The sequence below is a fragment of the Carboxylicivirga sp. M1479 genome (genome assembly GCF_007097485.1).
In the GTDB taxonomy this organism is placed as follows: Bacteria; Bacteroidota; Bacteroidia; order Bacteroidales; family Marinilabiliaceae; genus Carboxylicivirga.
Map to the genome: position 1 here is coordinate 111,311 of NZ_VKDE01000006.1, position 21,053 is coordinate 132,363.

Annotated in this window: 10 protein-coding genes; all 10 read right to left on the reverse strand. The window is 38.8% G+C overall.

Going from position 1 to position 21,053, the window contains the following annotated elements; all coding sequences use genetic code 11:
- Position 1: 1 nt before the first annotated feature.
- A complete protein-coding gene (locus FNN09_RS06225; RefSeq protein WP_143300635.1) occupies positions 2–4,726 on the reverse strand; it encodes a hypothetical protein in 4,725 nt (1,574 codons plus the stop codon).
- Between the two features lie 1,440 nt (positions 4,727–6,166).
- Positions 6,167–6,424: a hypothetical protein gene (locus FNN09_RS06230; protein ID WP_143300636.1), complete on the reverse strand. Its 258-nt coding sequence runs from the start codon at positions 6,422–6,424 to the stop codon at positions 6,167–6,169.
- 116 nt (positions 6,425–6,540) lie between these two features.
- Complete coding sequence (locus tag FNN09_RS06235) at positions 6,541–7,566, reverse strand: hypothetical protein (protein ID WP_143300637.1); 1,026 nt, start codon at positions 7,564–7,566, stop codon at positions 6,541–6,543.
- A gap of 162 nt (positions 7,567–7,728) precedes the next feature.
- A complete protein-coding gene (locus FNN09_RS06240; RefSeq protein WP_185968899.1) occupies positions 7,729–8,448 on the reverse strand; it encodes a helix-turn-helix transcriptional regulator in 720 nt (239 codons plus the stop codon).
- 2,481 nt (positions 8,449–10,929) lie between these two features.
- Positions 10,930–12,477, reverse strand: coding sequence for a hypothetical protein (locus tag FNN09_RS06245; protein ID WP_143300639.1), 1,548 nt, complete (start codon positions 12,475–12,477; stop codon positions 10,930–10,932).
- Positions 12,478–12,522: 45 nt separating this feature from the next.
- Positions 12,523–13,926 carry a hypothetical protein gene (locus FNN09_RS06250; RefSeq protein WP_143300640.1) on the reverse strand — a complete coding sequence of 468 codons (1,404 nt, stop codon included), beginning with the start codon at positions 13,924–13,926 and terminating at the stop codon, positions 12,523–12,525.
- Between the two features lie 33 nt (positions 13,927–13,959).
- On the reverse strand, positions 13,960–15,372 hold the full coding sequence (locus tag FNN09_RS06255) for a hypothetical protein (protein WP_143300641.1): 1,413 nt from the start codon (positions 15,370–15,372) through the stop codon (positions 13,960–13,962).
- Positions 15,373–15,508: 136 nt separating this feature from the next.
- On the reverse strand, positions 15,509–16,189 hold the full coding sequence (locus tag FNN09_RS06260; protein ID WP_221932430.1) for a response regulator transcription factor: 681 nt from the start codon (positions 16,187–16,189) through the stop codon (positions 15,509–15,511).
- A gap of 256 nt (positions 16,190–16,445) precedes the next feature.
- Positions 16,446–17,456, reverse strand: coding sequence for a DUF4097 family beta strand repeat-containing protein (locus FNN09_RS06265; RefSeq protein WP_143300643.1), 1,011 nt, complete (start codon positions 17,454–17,456; stop codon positions 16,446–16,448).
- 564 nt (positions 17,457–18,020) lie between these two features.
- Positions 18,021–20,891 carry an aminomethyl-transferring glycine dehydrogenase gene (gcvP, locus tag FNN09_RS06270; protein ID WP_143300644.1) on the reverse strand — a complete coding sequence of 957 codons (2,871 nt, stop codon included), beginning with the start codon at positions 20,889–20,891 and terminating at the stop codon, positions 18,021–18,023.
- Positions 20,892–21,053: the final 162 nt, after the last annotated feature.

Sequence of the window (21,053 nt, forward strand, 5' to 3'; positions counted from 1 at the left end):
ATTACCCAGCAAATGCCATACAGTATTCCTGCCAGTCATCTTCATCAATCATTTCAATAAACTTAGGATCGGCATCTGCCCCTTTCAACTCACGACGCACCGTTACCGAAACCGTTTTACTAAAGAACAACACCTCCACTTTCACTTTGATGGTGGCCACACCTTCTAGCTTTTGCACTTTACCTTCTGAAAAGACAGCAATAAAAGCTAAATAGAACTCCATGGAGATGGATATAATTCCTAAAATAGATAAGTGTCCATTGATGCGTATGTAACCAATAATAGTTGATGAGCCAATCTCTTCCACCACATCGCCATCAGGCGTAGGTAATACTTTCTCAATAATTTCAAACTTATAATAAATGCCACCCATGACCGATACTCCACCTGATGCCACTCCCACGTTCAAGGAGATAGCGGCTCCAAATTCCAAAGCTGCTTCAATGGACTTAAGGCCTTTTAACGTGGTGATCATCATGAAGTAACCACCGCCACCAAAACAAGAGATGGTCAGCATAAATGGGTTCTCACGCTTGCAGAAGTTAAAGCCCATTTCCAATGGCGCACCGGTAAACGGCAAGGTAACGTGGGCTCCCAAACTAATGTTGCTAATCATGCATATCCCCACCTCCACATTAGGTATACCAATGGTAAAACCGGCCGTAACCTGCGTAGGCTGTAGCTTGATGTAAGGGCCATCATCAGAGAATCCAGTGCTTGGAATAATGTTCTGCAGGTTATTCACAAAACTCAATGCTCCCTTAAACTGAATAGGATTATCTGCATCAATATCCACCTTCACATTTGTTTTCTGCGCATTACCAGTTTTAAACTCCATAAAATTAAAGTTAACCGCTAGCAATGGCACCAGATCAATCCCAAACTTCTCAAAGCGAGCTGATCCGGTGAAAGAAGCCTCTTTAGAGCCATCAAATGGTTTTTCCAGCGATGTGGTAATGGTTAATGCTTTAGTCGGGTCATCCACCCGTACATGCAGAATATCGTCAATAACCTTAATCGGGTTGGACTTAAACTCAGGCTGCCATTTATATTCGGCATAGAAAGCCTCAGCCGTCACAAAGGTTTTAAAGTTTGGTATTTTAGGAATGTTGCCATTGAGCATATCCAAGAGCTCATCCGTTTTATCCTTTATGTTTTGTTTAAGAACGTTAATCTGCTCACTTAAGTCTTCCTGCAATTCCCTGGCCTGATTCTCCAGATAAAGAATCTCCGTCTTGATATCCTCTATCTCGTGCTTAGTTTGCTTAGTCGCATTTTTAATACCATCAAAAGCATCGGCCAGATTCATGTCTCCCAGCAGTAAATCAAATATCTTAATAACGCCAAATATCTTCGCCACAGGAAAATCTTCCAAAGCCTTGAAGAAGTCATCCGGATTAAATGCCAGAGCTTTACTATCCGTTAACTCGCCACCCACTGGCCCCTGCAACTTACTCAAGGCCGAAATACCCATATTGGGCGACATGAAGCCACCTGCTTTGTCGGAACCATTGGAAAAGTCCACCACCGCATCTTTCACCGAGGCAAAAACAGTTCCTTCATTGTTATCATCTTCCAACTGTATGGCAGCTGCCTGGCGTACCCCAGTCATCTCATTCAACTGTTTGATAAATACTTTGGCCTCTTGAATGATGGGATGAAACTTTATATCAGCCTCTCCGCTGGCAGGATATACCTCAGCACCAAAATGAATAGTCTTAGTTTCAAAGGAGGTATCACCATCCAACATACTTTCGGCATAGGCTATGTCCTGCTCATTCAAATTCATGTTATTATACAATTCATTGGGATTGTATTTTTCAATGATCTGCTGAACCAGATTACTCTTTCGAGCTACTTTGTTTTCCAAAAACACCAGCGGCATACGCAAAGCATGCTCAAGACCTTCCTTATCGGTAACGACTAAATCAAATGGAAAGCCTTTTTTATTAACATTGATGTAAAAGTTATAAGATGTATTGCCACCGCTGCCAAACTTCTTGGTCTGGCCCGTTAGCGACATCACTTTCATCTCATTGCCACCCGAAGGCACATTAATAATAGGCTCTTCCAGCGGATTATCGATATTGGGCGTTTGAGTGGTATTAATCTGCACCGCCTGAAAAGCAAAGGGGATAAATTGACTATTCGGATTGTTACGCGCATAAACAACTTCCTTCTCCAACACAACAATATACATACGCTGGCGATTAACGGCCGCTTTTGTCTCTTTGTGAAACTTACGCTCCGTTACCTTCACCAAAGCCGCCCGGTGTCCGAATGGAAACAGGTAACCCTCACGAACAACCTTCACATAATGGTCGCGCCCCAATGTTGCCAGGTGCTCCCACTCAATAATGTTCAACTCCGTATCCGCCGGCAAAGGCACATCAAAAAAGGAATGCCAATCGAGGTAAGCACCCAGTGATGTGAGCATCAGATTTTTCACCTCCACCGCTTTAGGGTAATACTGAGGTATGGAATAGTTGGAGGTGGTATGCACCAGCACATGACGGTCGTTACCATCCAGAGAAGCCATAAAAGGCTTACCCAATGGTGGCAATATTTTATAATCGGCATTGGCTTCATCGGCCCACAAAGCCCTTATGGTTTTAAAAGCCGATAATTCACGTGTAGTCTTGCCGTTTTTCAACTTAACACCCAATATCGTATGCCACAGCTCAGCTACCTCGCCTTTATTAGTACTTAAATTATCAGCCGCTAAATTGAAATTAGCCGGCCCCTTACCTATTAGTTTCGATACTTCCTGATGCTCGCGCAGCTGTAATACTTTTTTATGGATAAAATCACTGACCTGATTAGGCGATATATACATTAGGGTAGGTGCCTCGATGGAGGTGTCAGTTGGCGGCACAGGCTCTACATTCAGGTTAATCTTTTTTACCGCATGAATATTAAACCCGGGCTTAATGGTTTGAACCTTGTCCGATGCTAGTAATCTGCCCAACTGTCCATCATCGTACAATGTTGGTTTTACACTTTTATTGCGCGAGTGTGAATACAGCTTAATGGCATAATCTTTCGATTCTTTATCGAGGTATTCACGTTTTTTTGTTGGCACATCAGCCTTAGTAGTATTGTAGTTGGTTCGCCCCAGCTGCTTCTTTTGAGGTATTTTAATCCATGCACGTGGATTAACACGTAGCTTTAGATTTTTCCAACTCAAGAGATGCTCAATAGACAAGGGTATGCCTTTACTTTTGGCAGGTAATTCGTATACCAAGCGACTTTTACGAGCACGCAAATGTTTGGCTGGCAAAGTAACGCTATCGGAACTGCTGACACCCGGTATTTTGTTCGACTCAAAAAAGGCCTCTTCCAAGGTATGCTGCGAAGTAAAGGAGATAATGACCAGGCCTTTCTTATTCGAATTTGTTAACTCAGCAAAGGAGATGGCTCCCTGTCGCACCATTGAGAAGTTGTGCAATTCAAACTCTAATATCAACATGTCCTCAGGCCGAAGTATTCTAAATCGAAGTGCTTTCTTAGGTTTAAAAACTACTTTATCTTGCGCCACCACTAATTGACTAGTAGTCGTTTTTTTCTTCTTAACTGGTTCCTGTGGCTGTATATCAATTAAGTCAGTTTCTTTGTTTGCACTTAAAACCGTGGCCCCACCAATGAGAGGCTGAAAATCTACTAATTGAGGCTGAAAACGTTCACTATCGATACCTTGTAAACTCCCATAATATTCATAATCTGGCAAATCGGATGCATGATTTAAACGAAAAGAACCCAGATCACTTGGCAACCAACAATCAACAACACTCGCTGTCAGGTAAACCTGAGGCTCCTGATGCAAGTAATACTCAGTAAAAAGGAATGCTTTGGCAAAGGCCCTATCCATTTTGCCAATACGGTGATTGATGCGCCCTTCAGAATCATTGGTCCACATTACCAGCTCGTCTGAGAGCTGTAAATTAACATCAGGCAAGTGCGAACCGGCCTGCGCCAGGTGATGCGATGGCAAATGAATATTTACAAAACGGTACCATTCATCAAACTCTTCGAATTGAATATAGGTGCTTTCCAATGATCGCACCTTCAAAAATGAATCATCTTCAATAGCCGGACTTATACACATTGAACCAGTAAGGTATCGCCCACTTACATTTTTGAAAACAATGGATTGAGGCGACACAATGCTCATCTTCCAATCAGCGTTCAGAGTACAAGAGGAGCTAGTTTCAATTGAAATATTTGCTACTTGCTTATTAACAATGAGTAATGGCTGAATGCGTCCTTTTAGTTCTACACCACCGTCTAGCCAGGCTATAAAATCAACTTCCTGAGAAATGTTTAAGTCAGGTATTTCAATGCTACAGCGCCACTCCCCTCTGAGTAAGAATACACGTGCCTTGAGTGAAAAACGAATATTAGTGTGGTGATACTTCAGGTTGTTGGCATGGATCAGATATTGCTCTTTGGTCTTCTCCAACCTAAGCTGATAACCATCGGAAAATACCTTATCAGAAACTTCCCAAACAGTTTTACCATTGCGCACTACAGATAACTTATTCTTACGCTTTGTGATGACGAAGGGCTTGCGCGATAAGGCGAAGGCCGACTCTATCAAGGGGCTCCATGCGATGGCACCAAAGCCTATTATCTTTAGAAATGAGCGCCTTGATGATGACTGATCGCTCACTTGCTGATGCGTAACTTGCTTACGACATGCTTTTACTTTTAAATACCTCAAACCCATAACATCCACATTTGGCATTTAAGGCAAGACCAGGTTGATGAGGTAAGTTACGAGATAATTGAATGAAAGGGAAGAGAGAACTTAATAAAAGAGTAGTTAATCTTTTATTAGACAAATAAGGACATCTACAGCTCATATTGATGGGTCCCCCAAAAAAAACGCTCCCGCACGAATCCTTTCGTGTGGTACATTGCGCTAGCAAGTGAAAGCTCAACTATGACTAGGTGTGACCTCTTTCATATTTGAGTATTGCGCCGCAATTATAAGTTTTGCAATCCTAAGCAGTTTACTTGTGAATTATACCAATATATTTTGAAATGAGACTTAAATTGTTTGAGCCAATATGGATTATAGTGGGTAAAATTATATTGTAGTACAACAAACACATCGGCCTTGGCTGGTAAGCCATAAAAATAGGTTGATAATAACGGTTAAGAATCGTTTCTGTTTGAGCGTAGCGAGTTTTAACGATTTCAGTTATTCAACCGTAGTTTTATGAGCGTAACCAGGCGTAGCCAAAGATTTTTTTGCTTGCGTTTTTTCATCTTTGAAAAAATGAAGTCGGGGTTTGGGGTGGACAACCCCATCAAGATATAAAACATACAATCCACTAAATATCATATAGAGCCAATTGTTTTGAATATTTTGGACTTATGTGAGGCAAAAATTGTGGCACAGCCTTAGTTACGGAGATATTTTTCAACAGAACATATGTTCTAGAGCGAAAGAATAAGACGCGTTTCAATGTAGTATTGGTATTATTCTGTGACAAAGCAAATACTACACACAATGGCAATAAAACTCAAATAAAGAGGAATGACATAATTCTATAATGGTGAGAAAAACTTGTTGGATGAAATTGTAGTTATTAATAAAAACCACGCGAAAGGATTAGCGCGGCAGCAGAGGGTTGATTCCCTTCTTTGTCCTATGTTGTCTATAGATATGTCATCCCGCTGGGATGAAAATTATAAAGTGAATGAAAATACGCTATAAATGTTTTATTCAGCTGAAGGACAACATCATGTGCATCTGATGCCGGAGGCATCACATATCTATAAAAAATATTCTACCAGAAATAATAACTCCAGCGGAGTTGAAGATACATCAAAAAAATGCTCAACAAACAGAATTACTTACATCCTACAAAAAAAGATGCTGGAGGTACCCCACACGAACCACACAACACCGATTATCATCCCCTTAATACAAAAAAACTACACGATTTCTGAGCCTGCCTAGTACATCATCACTACTTAGTTATTCTTTTAAGATGTTTCTGATTATACCTTTGCGGCATAACAAAAGGGCTATATAAACCCTTCGTACTTTCTAATAAACGTATTAATGTAAGCCATTAACACTTAAATAAAAACAGTATTTTAAACACTATTAGCTTATTTAATTCGAATAGTATTTTATTTTCGAAAAAGATTTTCACTACACTGACAATTCGAGTTCTGGCGATAGTTCGAGGACCTTCTTTAATTTTAATTTAAACAGACTTGAGGGTGTTTCATCCTCCCAATTAAGCTTACCATATTGCCTTAACCAGTTTAAAATGGTCATTTTACCGCGTATGCTATACTTCGCTCTCGCGACCGTTACACTTATCAGGCCGTGCTCAATCTCGTGTACAATATGTAACTTTAAAGGTACGCGATGAGCTTGATCTACATTTCTACCTGGCTTGTTCATACGTGATTTTTTTTTGAAGAATGATTTAGTTATCCTAAATACCATTACAGTATTAATAAATTGAACAAGAAAAGGGAGTATTGGCAAATACCCCCTTTAATATGATATTATACAATTTAGTCAGTAATTTCTAAATCAACATTTTTATTTGACCATCCATCCCATGTAAAATTGAACATGTCTACGTTAGTCATTAAAGCCTCGTCGTTAACTACAACTCTTACCCACTTGCTAGTACCAGCTTCAATCTTCGTATAATCAGTATCTAGCATAATCCACTTCACAGGCACATAATTACCACCTTCATAAGAGTAAATCTCAACAGCAATTGGCAAGCATTTCCCTACTGTTGCATCTGCATTTGACCAATAAACAGTACCTAAATTTTCATTCGAAGTAAAAAAACGATCCCAATTATTTCTAATTTTAAGATAGTCGTAATCAACACCAACGTTATTCATATCAACAGGTTCTTGATAAAACAAACGAGCATGATAATTATCTATTAGTGATGGCTTTTCAAATTCGAACGTTACGATCAACTGTCCAAAAGTGGTTGACATATGAATAGGAATTTGAGTAGGAGAAACAGCATATGCATCATTAATGACTATCGGACTAGACTCACCACTAAACTCAACATAAGGCACCACGTTTGTACGCAATTGCTCTGCCATAACTGTTGGCGACCAGCTTCCACCAGGTCTAACATCTGTAAAAGCAACAAGACCAGGAGCAACCTCTTTGTAAACTCCACTTGGATAGATCATATCACCAAAGAATACTTTATGATCACCATAAGAAGGTGTTGCAATAGTCGTGGCCTTAGTTGTTGCTGAAAAAACATTAGTTCCATACCATACATCAGAAAGCATTGGAGCTGCCATACCTGAAGCATCATCTACAATCGTAAAGTCAGCAGACACATCTGGGTGTACCGACTCGGCCAATATACTCATTTCACTAACAGTAACAGGAATACTTCCTCTATTAAGATCTCCGCTTTTTAAGCCTGTTTCTGTAAGTCCATCAACAACATTAAATTGAACATCAGTAGTTTTTGTGTCACTTACTCTGTCTTCTTTCTGGCAAGCAGAAAATACTAATGCTGCGGCTGCAGCAAATAAAAATACTTTTTTCATAGTTAATAAGTTTGAATAAAAAATTTATAAAAATAATTGTTGGTTAATTAGTATGAGATTTAGGATTTGGGTGTTTTATTCTCAGACTTAAAAACCTTTAACAAACTTATGGTGGTATTTTTCGAAGTTCAATAACCCCAAAGCGGTATTTTACAAAAACACCTAATTTAATAAACTAGATTGCCCTGCTATAAAGGCGAGGCTAGCCGTATTTTTCACATTCAGCTTCTTAAGTATATTCTTACGGTGCTTCTTGGCTGTGTGTAGGCTAATGAATAATTTCTCACCAACTTCCTTATCTGTTTTTCCTTGAACTATCAACTGAAGCACCTCTCGCTCACGTTCAGATAAAGCAATTATCATTTGTTGATAGTGTTCTACCTGATCGAGCTCATCCTCAGTATTATTTTGCAGGGGTGAGTGTTTCATTTGCACACCAATACGAAAGTGATTGGCATGACAGCCCTCAATCTCAGGTTTAACAACTAAAAACTGATACGAACGGTATGAACCGTGATTTTTAAAGCGAAGCACACCGTTTAAAAATGGTGCATGCCCTTTCTTTTGGGCAATACGCTTTACCACCATTAAACGACGTACATCATCATCATGCATGCGAGAAACAATCAAACGCCGCATAGCTGGCCATTCAAATAGTTGTCTTTTTATTCCGTTACTTTCTAAAAAACGCTCATCCGCATAAACAATACCCTCCTTTTTTGTGTCGTATAAAAAGACACCCATATGCAATGAATCAGGAATCACCTGCAAGAAATAATTGGATTTGAGAAAGGTGTTAACAATATTCTTATAAAAAGCATACTTACGCAAGTTCCCCTTACATGCCTTATTTTTACAGATTTGTTCGCAATTGAAATTCATAGGTATAGAGTTTGGTAGATACTCCCAACAAGTAAAAGCCATGTGAAAATAAAGAATAATTCTTTTACATAAGCAAAACAACATAACTTCAATAGCGTAATAGCACATTGATTCGTCACAAAAAAACAGCTATTCATGTATTTTTTTTTCATTTTTGTCAATAACATTTACTTGTTAGCCAAATAGAAAAAATTATTCAATTCCAACTTATGATAAAATAGCTCAAAACAGATCTTGTCAATTAACTAATACCGCCCTTACACACAAAATACCTCTTCCTTACAAGGCAAAAAATTGGATACAATAACGTTTATGAGATAACTACATTTCTTTTCTTCGCTTAAGGATGATTCAAAATTGAAAGAACACCTGCGCTGTAAATACATAACGACAACCAAGGCAACTATCGAATGAATGCCCCCGGAGCAAGCTCTGAGGTATCAAGTGGCATTAATCAAAAATAAACTATATCTCAATTTACGTAGAAGAGTAGATATTTTAGAAAACCATGTAAAGCCCCTACTCGGGTCGTGCAGGGGATCGACTCGCAAATAAGTCAATAATTAAGTATAAATCACACATAATTTAGTCATTGTTTCATCAATTGTAATTGAGCAAACATTGAGTAAACTTCGAAGGAACTTTGAAGATACTATGACCTTAATGCGAGTAAGTCCCCTGTTTGGTAACTGCCAGACCATACTATGCCTAAGATGAAATGGGAGCATAAGCATCAACTCCATAGAAGTTACAATTTAGATATTGCTATTTTCTCTATATATACATGTGATGCCGCAGGTATCTTTTCAGTCTATTACGGCTGTATGTGAATTATTGTCGAATACTCACGAAATACTTTATCATTAAGCATTACTGTACTGCTCTCTAAAGAAACAAATCGAATTTCTTCTAACTACTTGCCAACTCACCTTGTGTTAAATCCTAAAACGATCATCTTATGAGCTTGTCATCCCAGCGAGATGAAATTTTTATAGATGATTGGATATTCAACTCCAGAGGAGTTGATACCCTTTTCTTGACCCAGATATTTTATAGATGTATCATCCCGCTGGGATGAGTGACATGTCGTTGACGAAAGACTGTGACAACATTTAATACGACTGGGATCACGATTCACTGATGCTGGAGGCATCACATATTTATAAAAAACAAGGCCTCTCGAAACAACAACTCCAGCGGAGTTGAATCTCCATCTCACACCTTAATAAAGAATGATTAGCAATGAATACCTAACAAAACATGCTCTCTTTTCGCCTATACCTTCACTTAAGCTATCCACGTTCTTCGGTAAATAATATTTGTTGTATTGGTGACTAATTAACTGCTCGTCGACTCAGCATCGTAGCTGCATCGTACCGGCATCGTATCTTGTTCGGTACGGCTTCGCTAGCGCGCGTTGCCGAAGAAGATACGACCAAGACCCCTAGCGGACTCCTAGCAGACACGACCAGGCTCCAAACGAGCACCAAAAACCAAAACATCAGTCCCGCAATGCCCAGGTATTTTAAAGACTATTTATGGCTCTTAAACAATTCGACTGGTACGGTGTATCGAGACAGATGAGATCGTTGAAATTCACTCAAGCATTAGCGATTGAAAATTGGATGTTTAGATTGGTGTGCATGATCAGTCTACTCAAATCTTTCATCTCTCCCCTAATTTGGGCAAGCCAGAAAGTATCAAGTATCAAGATTTGAGTATCAAGACTATTGCCGGCTCGTTAAAAAATTCTGCCTAAAAATACAAGAATCATTAATAATAGAAGCAGGGAATTCGCTTATAAGCATTTTAACCACCTCCCCACTTCGTGGTACTCCTCCTTGGCAATGAGGAGAGGGATGAAAAACCGTCCCCTCCTGAATTTTAGGAGGGGTGCCGACAGGCGGGGTGGTGTAATTAGTTATAAAAGCAATTTCCCTGATAATAAAAGCCTGAATAAGTAGGAAACGGATGTCATCTTTATGAGTTAACTGCTATTAATGATGACATCCGTCTGTGCTATTAATATGCCAGGCAAGCTGATGAAATAGCTATCTCTCGCATATGGCACGGCGCGACAGTGAGTGATGAACACGCTAACACAAGAGCGATTGCATGCCTGTCAATCGGGCGGTTGAACGATTGCACCCGTGATAAGTGTGCCAGATCAACAAATCAAAAAAGACAAGTAGAAGAAAGGCTTAAGCTTTTCACTCCTTTCCATTAGCCTTTTACTTAAAAAGGTTTAAGCTTTGCAACTAAAAGTCTTAAGCTTTATCATGAAAACCCTAAGGCTTTGAATGCATTGCCTAAGGGGAGTCGAAAAAATGGCTTTTTTTAACAAGAATGACGATCATTTGTCTGAGGATTAGAACAGACTATTTGGAGGACATACATTATAATATTAAGTGAATTGTGAGGTTTTGAGTATGAAAAAAGCCGGCGGGTGCCGGCTTAAACATTACCTCTGATTTAAAATTATCATGGATCAACTACGGTGAACATTATCTGCACTCTATTTGCTTCTTGTCCATCATAAAAGAAAATTGCCGCCCATTCACCTGGTTTAGGGATGTACCCACTACCTAGTGAAGTCGCATTATCACGTAGTGATTGTGCGTCGCCACTTACACCAACACCATCGGTAATCGACCAAATGGCATTTTTAATTACATTACCATATGTTCCTGGTGCACTATAATCAAAGTCCCCAATTACATCTTTAATATGGTTAAACAAATAATTTAACTTTTGAATCTTCAACAGATCAAGGTGTGTCTCAGATAATAAATCCGGATCAATATTAAGCGATGAATATGCTTTTACTGTATAAGGTGTATTCAACCAAATATTCTCAAATTTATCACCACACCATCCGCCTAATTTGGTGCCATTAGTAAGAAAATCATATCCAGTACTTGATGCTCCTGTAAACTCAAGACCTACATAATATCCATCAAAACCACCTCGTACAATCATTGTCAAATCTCCTTGTGGTATATTCTGATGTGGCAAGAATGTATAATCAGGATCATCATATGAACAATTACCAATTACAAAGTCTACAACTCCATCATCTGTATCTGCATCAAACATATTTGTTTGTGGATATGTAGGATCTGTAGTTCCAATTGCATCATCATTAAACATCCAAGTTTGTTGTTCCACATATGTTAATTCATCACCTATTGGCAACAACACCTCAAGAACAAGCTTGTAATCTTCATCTTTTTCATCATAATCTCCCCAGTATACTTGCATACAATCTCCAACTCCTGGCGTATTCCAATCTGCATTTGTATAAGTCCTAACTAATGAAAACTCAGTTTCTCCATCGGTAAGATTCTTCTTATAAACACTTACTTGCATAATTGCTGCAAGGTCATAATTGCCTGCTTGACCAAAATATGGTGAATTATCAAAAATGTACTGCTCTAACTTTCCTGTGCATATATCACCGAAGAAACATAAGCTTTTAACCGTCATTAAATCTAATTTGAACCACGTAAATCCAAAATTCTCATAGAAAAGATCTTCAAAGCAGAGAACATCAATAGCAGCTTCTATTTTCTTAAATTTCTCTACAGTAACGACTAAGTCTAATCTTCTTTCAGGACTAGCAAAGTACCAATAGTCACTTTCAAATTCCGGGGCAGCCCTAACAACAACACCGCCATTATCAGGGTGTGCATCGTACACTAAAAATTTATTTATAGTTATATCAGTGGTTTCATCTTGCCCCATTAATATTTTAAAGGGCTGAGTTACATATTTGTTATTCGCAAAAAATATTTCAACAATCTTATCTTCAGCTTCTCCAACAATACCAATAACAGCAAATTTCAATGGAGCATCACTACACTCAGGAAAATCGCCTGGTGTACCCGGTGCTCCTTTCAATGTCACAAAATCGGCTTCATTGACACTAAAAGACACTTCTGCGAATTGCTCTTCAGGTCCGCTTACTTTTTCATTACAGCTGCTTAGGATTAAAGCAAAGGCTGCCATTAACATTACAATTTTTCTCATGATACTGCGTATTAGATTAATAAATAAAAATATTGGGTATTGTATTTAGTTACAATGAGGCACACTCAAGAACCCATTGTTATAATTATCGAGTACTTTAGCCCATGCAATTAGATCAACAACAGTCGGATCTGTAGGTGCCATAGCTGCAATTTGAGCAGGGGTATAATTTTGAAATAAAATAGTCGCAGAATTAAATTCACTTACAATATCTGAATCATCTGCACCTTTAAGTATATTAAGTTTAGCAGCTATGTATTGCCGTGCCAAAATGTAATACTTACTTGCATTGGAAGGGGTATTAATTACCGTATGATACGATTGATTTGAAAGGAAAAACAATGTACCTTCGCCAATGCTCGCCCAAGTAGGGTCATATGGAGCAGGCCCCAATGCTGAATGTGTTCGCCAATATCCTTGAGTATACGTACAACCCACTTCATCTTGCGGGTATTCTACATCGGTAACTGTTACTAAACAATCTCCTATCACAAAATCATTGACTCCATCGTCACCCGGATCAGGACAATTACCATCCGTAAAAATATATTCATCAATTAGAGTATACTCCACCCCATTATCTCCTGGTAACATCACGTAAAGTTCAAACTTAAACCACTCAACTACATCTTCATCGTTGGGCCAGTATACTTCTAAACAATTCCCTTCTGCTGGATAAGGATCCCAATCATTCGTAAATTCTCTAATCAAGTTCCAAACAGAACCATTCTCATCTTCACCAACTTTTTTAAACACATCAATCCGCATGATGGCTGGCATGTCGAACTGAATTCCATTTTGCTGATACTTATATCTAGAATCCTCATACAAAGAGAAGTCTGTCACGCAAATATCTCCAAACCAACATTGAGACTCAACCCTTACCAAGTTTAACTCAAACCAAGTAAATCCAAAATTTTCATACCGCAATTCATCAAAACACAAAACATCAATTTCAGCTTCAACTTTCTCAAAATCTTTTATTGTGATCTCTAAGTTTAAATCATTATCAGGCGAAACAAATTCATAATACAAACTGCCAGGCAGAGGCGCAGCCCTGACTATTTTATCGGCTGGATCATGTCCATTTTTATTATCATCGTTATAAACGATAAAACTCGTAATGGTTAGCTTATCTTCACTTAGGTTAAGTTCGTCCACTTCATCATAAAGACTTACTTTGATTGGTTGAGTAACAAATTTACCATTCGCACTAAAAATCTCAACCTCAAAAGGGGTAGCTATACCATCAATCATAAATATTGCATAATCCATTGGCAAATCACTGCAAACTGGAACATCTGCCAGATTATTTTTCAGTGTATTAAATCCTACATTATCTACCGTAAATGATATTTCAACCGCCTTCTGCTCCGGGCTTCCCACTTTTTCGTTACAGCTACTCAAAATAAGAGCGAACGCTGCCATTAACATCACTATTCTTTTCATGTTGTTATGTTTTAGGATTATTAATATCTATGATTAGTCGCAATGCTGCGAGCATAACACCCCGTTGTTAAACAGATCGAGTGTTTCGGCGTAATAAACCAGTAGTTCTTTGTCCTCCTGTGTTAATACAGTTGATGGTGTCACACGCCTCAATAGTTCTTCGGCATCAATGTATGCCTCTTGAACATCGGAGCAGCCAACAACACTTAGGCTTACCCCTCCAACTTCCACATTGAGCATGGCTGCGAGGAATTGATGAGCCAGTATATAGTATTTGCTTTCCGATGGTTTTTTCTTGAATACTTGATCATTCGTGAGTGTGGTATTCAGGAATAAATCGTCAGGCTTGGGTTTTGTTTCATCACCCCAATAATGCAATCCCGTTTTTTTATTCGTTCCCGTATGATTCTTCCAAAAACCTTGGGTGTAAGTACACTCGTTGTAGCTTCGGTTATCACAAACGCCAAACTGCAAATTCATGATACCATCTGTACCCGCATCTGGTGCTTCAGCATCCCAAAAAGCATAGGAATTATAGAACTGGTACTCCAGACCACCTTCGTCAGTAGCCATTAGTACATACACATCAAAACGGAAGAGATCGCTCCTCTCTTTATTATCGGGCCAAAACACTTCAAGGCATACATTTTCACCGTATGTTTCAACACTATTATTGGAATGGGTGATTAATAAGTCCCAGTTCACATCATCTTCGTAATCGCCATCGGCAGCACCAATATAGTTGAGTACATTTACTTTTAAAATGGCTGGCATTTGAGCAGCTACTTGTCCATTCAGCAAACTACTATAAGCACCTGCTGCATAGCTCTCAATATTATCAACACACAAAGTACCATACCAACACTGACTACGTATGATTATATCATTCAGGTTGATCCATGTAAAACCAAAATTGATGATATACCATGGATCATAGCAGAGCACATCCAGGTTAATTTCCTCTTTGGTAAATTTCTTAATGGAAAAAACGGTTTCGAGTGTATTACTTACTAAACTAGAGTACTTACTCCCAACGGCGGGTGCAGCTTTAATAATAGCATCTTCAACAGCAGGATCACCATCATCGTGATAAATTAAAAAACTAGCCAATTGGGCAAATTGAACAATCCCCTGATCCATATTTATTTTAACTGGTTGGGTTACCACCTTACCATTCACATTAAATAAGTCGGTTTGAAAAGTTTGGCTTGACAGTTCATTTCCCTGATCATCCAAAAAGTCAATCTCGAATACGGCATAATCCATGGATAGCTCTTTGCACTCGGGTACATCGCCTGTATCACCACCTTTAAGAGAATTGAAATCCACATTATCAATCGCTATACTCAACTCAAGCTGTCTCATATTCAGACTATCGTCTAAATTAATACAGCTATTAATAAGTAATAGCACTAACAGAATTCCTAAATTTCCCTTTTTCATCATATCTTATAACTTCAACGGTAGTTTTTACAGTACTCACTGTAACGGTTCGTTAAGAGATGTAAAATTATGTTGGGATTATTCGGAGTTCAATAACCGAAAAGGGGTAAATTAAAAAGTCAAGAGGGAAAAGAATAATTTAGATTAAACTCGACTTTCCGGCGACGAATGATAATTGGGCAGTATTTTTAAAATCTAATTTCTTAAGAATATTCTTCCGATGACGTTGCGCAGTATTGGGACTAATGTTCAATGCCTCTCCTACTTCTTTATCGGTACATCCTTGAACTATTTGACGTAACACCTCTTGTTCTCGGTCGGACAAACAATTTATTTTCTTTTTACAGAACTCCATCTCAGCATTAACAACGTTATTCTGCGGTAACTGGTGTGGCATGTTGATTTGGATACCAAGGCGTAAATACTGATAGTCCGATTTAATAATATTTAAATTAAAAACCAGGAAATGGTAGCACCTATAAGTATCATCAGCCTGCCTAATACCTATTACCCTATTGGCATATCCGTGCGTAGCCTGATTGCGGTATTGTTCTTCAAATTCGTGAATCGCCAACACATCGCTAGGATGTAAACGAGAAAAGATCAATCGGCGCATACCGGGACGTTGAATGGTATTGATTGACAACTCATGGGTTTTCTGAAAAACAGTATTGACATATACCACTTTATCCACCTCAACATTGTAAATAAAAATGCCAAGTCCGTCGTAATCAGGTATCATTTTTAACAAATGATTCTTTTCGACAAACTCATCAACAATTGCTTCGTACAAATCAACATGAGCTTCTGCGGCTATCACGGTATTTGATTTTATAGGTTGTAATCCCACCATCAACGATTGGGATAAGGCCAATTTAGAAACTTGCTCGTACAATGTCAATAATACATCTTATTTAATAGCAACAGGTTAGTTAGTCAACTGCTCAACTCTCACTTCAGCTTCATTATGCCTGTTCACTATATCCATTACATTACGCACCTGCAACAACTACATTTAAAGCCACAAAAAAGCCTCGCATTAGCGAGGCCATATTTTACATTAAAGAAATAACCCTTTAATAATAGTTATGTGCACCTGTAGTGCTCACTGCTGTGACTAAAATAGGTCCATCGCCCCATTTAAGTTTGCGTTTTTTCGATTTCCCAAAGGCCACCATGTAAGCATGTTGTGATTCACACAAAAACGACAACTCTTCTTTTGGGTTAACAAACTTAATTTTGATTTTCCCTTCAGTCGTATTGATATTCGATGATTCGGTTAGTTTAACACGCGCACCAATAACCGATCCCTTTGTTGAAACTAATTGCAAGCTTCCTTCATAATCAAATAAGTTAAGTGTTCCAGAGGCCGATAATGTTCCTAGACTTCCTTTTGCTTCCGACAACTTCATAGCACCTGACTTAGTCTTCAGGTAGATATCACCATTAATACCCTTGATGGTTTGACTACCATCGGTTGATTCTGTTTTTAGTGAACCATCAATGTTTTCAACCAACATATTACCTCCACTGGTATATAAAGATAAAGCCCCTTTAATATTTCGAGCCACTTGTTCACCTCCCTTACTTGTCAAACTCACCTGACCTGTAATATTATTGACTTTGATTGAAGCAGATTTCGCTTTCAAAGTTACATCTCCCTGAATATCGGAAGCAACAATTTTACCTGATTTTGACTGGGCCAATACCGTGTTACCTGCCAAGCCATTTAAAGTTATATAGCCCGATGTAGTTTGGATGTTTACTTTAACACCTTTAGGCACTGTTACAGTCACAGCTCCAGAATGTGAAGTCCACCCCGAATCAGGTTTACTTACCTCAACTTTTAATACGCCTGCTTCGTTACTACAATTAATTGCGTAACCATCCAATTCTTTTGCAGCAGACATTTTACCTGTTACTTTAACACTCTGGCCTTGTTGCACATTCACTTTGCAAAATTCGCCTTTAATGGCTACATCAACAACATTTTCGAATTGCTGGTTTACTTCAGCCACAACAGGCATATCTTGCGCCATTACACCCAATGGCATGGCTAACAAAAGCCATAAATAGATTTGTTTCATATGATTATAATTTGTTTTCATTTGCCATATGGAACTCTCAAGTAAATTTAATCATCCTCTTGCGTGAAACTTTGGATAATAAATTAACATGGTCGTTTCATTTTTAAAAATTAGTATCAAAATTCAAGTATCAAGACCCAAGACTGATTTACAGAACATATACAAAAGTTCTTTAATCATAGCCCTGCGTGTTTAGAGCTTAATCATGATGATTTCAACATCCTTTATTTAGATTATCTCCTGTTGGTACGATCAATGCTTTCAAAAGTTTCTTATGATCACAAAAAACTGAGTTTAGTTATAAATAATGAATATTTGAACCCACTTTGAAGTATTGGCACAGGTATATATATTTTTCATCTTACAAAGCAGCAAATAAGGAAAAATGAACACAGAGACGCCGAGACACGGAGTATTTTATGAAAAATAAAATCACAACACACACTACTTTTCTCCGTGCCTCTGCGTTTTTTTTTAATTTAGAGAGTTCTAATTCATAAAAAAAGCCTGATAAATCACGAGGACTTATCAGGCTTTAAATTCAATATTATAATGAGACTACTATTAGTCCTCCATATAACTTTCAATTGGCTCACATGAGCAAACTAAATTTCTGTCTCCGTAGGCATCATCAACACGCGCTACATCAATCCAAAACTTGTTTTCACGGATATACTCCAATGGATAAGCTGCTTTTTCGCGACCATAAGAGTGATTCCACTCATCAGATACTACTTTGTAAGCTGGGTGAGGAGCATTTTTCAATACGTTATCCTCCTTATCAGCTGTACCATTCTCCACCTCTTTTATCTCGGCATAAATGGATTTCATGGCAGAAATAAAGCGATCCAGCTCCTGAAGAGATTCACTCTCTGTAGGCTCTACCATTAAAGTACCATGAACCGGGAAGGATAAAGTAGGCGCGTGGAAACCATAATCCATCAAACGCTTGGCGATATCAGTTTCGGTAATGCCTGAGTCGGCTTTAAAGTGACGACACTCTAAAATCATCTCATGAGCAACACGTCCGTTTTTACCAGTATATAAAATGCCATAACCCTCTTTCAAATGAGAAGCCATGTAGTTGGCATTTAAAATGGCCATTTTAGTCGATTGCGTTAAACCTTCGCCACCCAACATTTTAATATAACCATAAGTAATAGGCAATACACTGGCACTTCCCCAAGGAGCAGCAGCAACAGCCGAAATACCAGTACGTCCGTTATCTATAACAGAGTGCTGAGGCAAGAACTCAACCAGGTGCTTAGCCACACCAATTGGACCAACACCAGGACCACCACCACCGTGAGGGATGGCAAATGTTTTGTGTAGGTTCAGGTGACAAACATCGGCTCCAATGTGTCCCGGGCTTGTTAAACCAACCTGAGCATTCATATTGGCACCATCCATGTATACCTGGCCACCATTATCATGTATAATTTGACAAACCTCAATAATAGACTCTTCAAATACACCATGTGTAGATGGGTAAGTCACCATTAGGTTCGACAAGTTCTCTTTGTGTTCTTCAGCTTTGGCACGTAAGTCTTCTACGTCGATATTACCATTATCGTCACACTTAACAACAACCACTTTCATACCAGCCATTACAGCACTGGCAGGGTTAGTTCCGTGCGCCGATGCAGGAATAATGGACACATTACGATGCCCTTCGCCACGATTTTCGTGATAAGCCTGAATTACCAATAGGCCAGCATACTCACCAGCTGCACCTGAGTTAGGTTGCAAGCTAACATCAGCAAAACCAGTAATTTCAGATAAATCACCACGTAACTCATCCATCATCATGTGGTATCCCAATGCTTGATTAGTTGGGATGAAAGGGTGCAATCCGTTAAACTCAATCCAGCTTAATGGGAACATTTCTGTAGAAGCATTCAATTTCATGGTACAAGAACCCAATGAAATCATAGAGTGAGTTAATGAGATATCTCTTCTCTCAAGCTTCTTAATATAGCGAGTCATCTCTGCCTCAGAACGGTATTTAGTAAATACATCCTGGGTTAAAAATGAGCTTGTTCGTAATAATTCTGGTGCTACTGATACTTCATCGCTGAAGTTACCAATGACAGGAATATCTTTTCCTGCTGCTTTGGCAAATACTTCAATTATCCAGTTAACATCAAATAGGTTGGTTGTTTCATCAATACTGATACCAACTTGACCATTTTCAAAATAACGGAAGTTCATTTCCAAGTCAAGACTGAAACGCTCGATATCTTCCAACTTCACACCTTCAGGTAATTCAAAGCGGATGGTATCAAAGAATTGAGCATTCATCTGCTTGTAACCTAATTTCTGAACTTCTCTAGCAATTTGAGAAGCTGCCGTATGGATGCGTTCTGAGATACGCTTGATGCCTTCTTCGCCATGATAAACAGCATAGAAACCAGCCATAGTAGCCAATAAAGCCTGCGCAGTACAGATATTAGAAGTTGCACGCTCGCGCTTAATGTGCTGCTCTCGTGTTTGTAAAGCCATGCGTAAAGCACGTTTACCATTCACATCTTTTGTAACACCAATAATACGGCCTGGCAACTGGCGCTTTAACTCCTCTTTTGTGGCGAAAAACGCTGCATGAGGACCACCATAGCCCATAGGAACACCAAAGCGTTGTGTAGTACCAAATACCACATCGGCACCCCACTCACCCGGAGGTGTTAATAATGCTAATGCCATAAGGTCGGCTGCTACTGCAATACGACAACCATTGGCATGTACTTTTTCAGTTAGCTCTTTGTATGATTCGATGGTACCGTTTGAGTTAGGGTACTGAACCATAACACCAAACACCTTATCGTTACATTCAAAGGCATGAATATCGCCAAACTCAAGCTCAATGCCCATTGGTTTAGCACGTGTGATTAATACCTCTTTGGTTTGAGGCCACATGTTTTCATCGGCAAATAAAACGTTAACACCTGCTTTGGCCTGCTTGCGGCTGCGGGCGTTAAACAACATAATCATCGCTTCAGCTGCAGCAGTTGCCTCATCTAACAAGGAGGCGTTGGCTAATTCCATACCTGTTAACTCAGTAACAACGGTTTGGAAGTTAAGCAATGCTTCTAAACGACCTTGAGAAATTTCGGCTTGATAAGGCGTATAAGAAGTATACCAAACTGGGTTTTCAAGAACATTACGTGTAATTACTGCCGGTGTAATAACATCGTAGTATCCCATACCTATGTAGGTATTGTATACTTTGTTTTGCTGGGCTATATCATGTATTTTTCTGAAATATTGACGCTCAGTTAAGCCTTTGCCAATGTTTAATGGCTTGTCAAGACGAATAGACGAAGGCACTGTTTGTTCAATTAGCTCATCCAATGAAGAAGCTCCAACTTGCTTTAGCATAGTGTCTATCTCATGATCCCTAGGACCAATATGTCGAGAGACAAACTTATCTGTTCCCATATGCTTTATTATTATGTTATTGATTTACTATTATTGCTTATTTTAAACTTCAAATTGAAGAATAAAAACTGAAAAAGACAATGACATTTGCTTGGTTATTAGAAAACAATTGTCAATCAAAAAGTTGACATATCCTATAATTTTCAATTACCAAGTTGGCTC

Excerpts from the sequence above, each read along its gene's own strand:
- FNN09_RS06235 (WP_143300637.1), bottom strand. The coding sequence starts at position 7,566 with ATGAAAAAAGTATTTTTATTTGCTGCAGCCGCAGCATTAGTATTTTCT.
- FNN09_RS06240 (WP_185968899.1), bottom strand. The coding sequence starts at position 8,448 with ATGAATTTCAATTGCGAACAAATCTGTAAAAATAAGGCATGTAAGGGG.
- gcvP (WP_143300644.1), bottom strand. The coding sequence starts at position 20,891 with ATGGGAACAGATAAGTTTGTCTCTCGACATATTGGTCCTAGGGATCAT.
- FNN09_RS06245 (WP_143300639.1), bottom strand. The coding sequence starts at position 12,477 with ATGAGAAAAATTGTAATGTTAATGGCAGCCTTTGCTTTAATCCTAAGC.
- FNN09_RS06230 (WP_143300636.1), bottom strand. The coding sequence starts at position 6,424 with ATGAACAAGCCAGGTAGAAATGTAGATCAAGCTCATCGCGTACCTTTA.
- FNN09_RS06255 (WP_143300641.1), bottom strand. The coding sequence starts at position 15,372 with ATGATGAAAAAGGGAAATTTAGGAATTCTGTTAGTGCTATTACTTATT.
- FNN09_RS06265 (WP_143300643.1), bottom strand. The coding sequence starts at position 17,456 with ATGAAACAAATCTATTTATGGCTTTTGTTAGCCATGCCATTGGGTGTA.
- FNN09_RS06225 (WP_143300635.1), bottom strand. The coding sequence starts at position 4,726 with ATGGGTTTGAGGTATTTAAAAGTAAAAGCATGTCGTAAGCAAGTTACG.
- FNN09_RS06250 (WP_143300640.1), bottom strand. The coding sequence starts at position 13,926 with ATGAAAAGAATAGTGATGTTAATGGCAGCGTTCGCTCTTATTTTGAGT.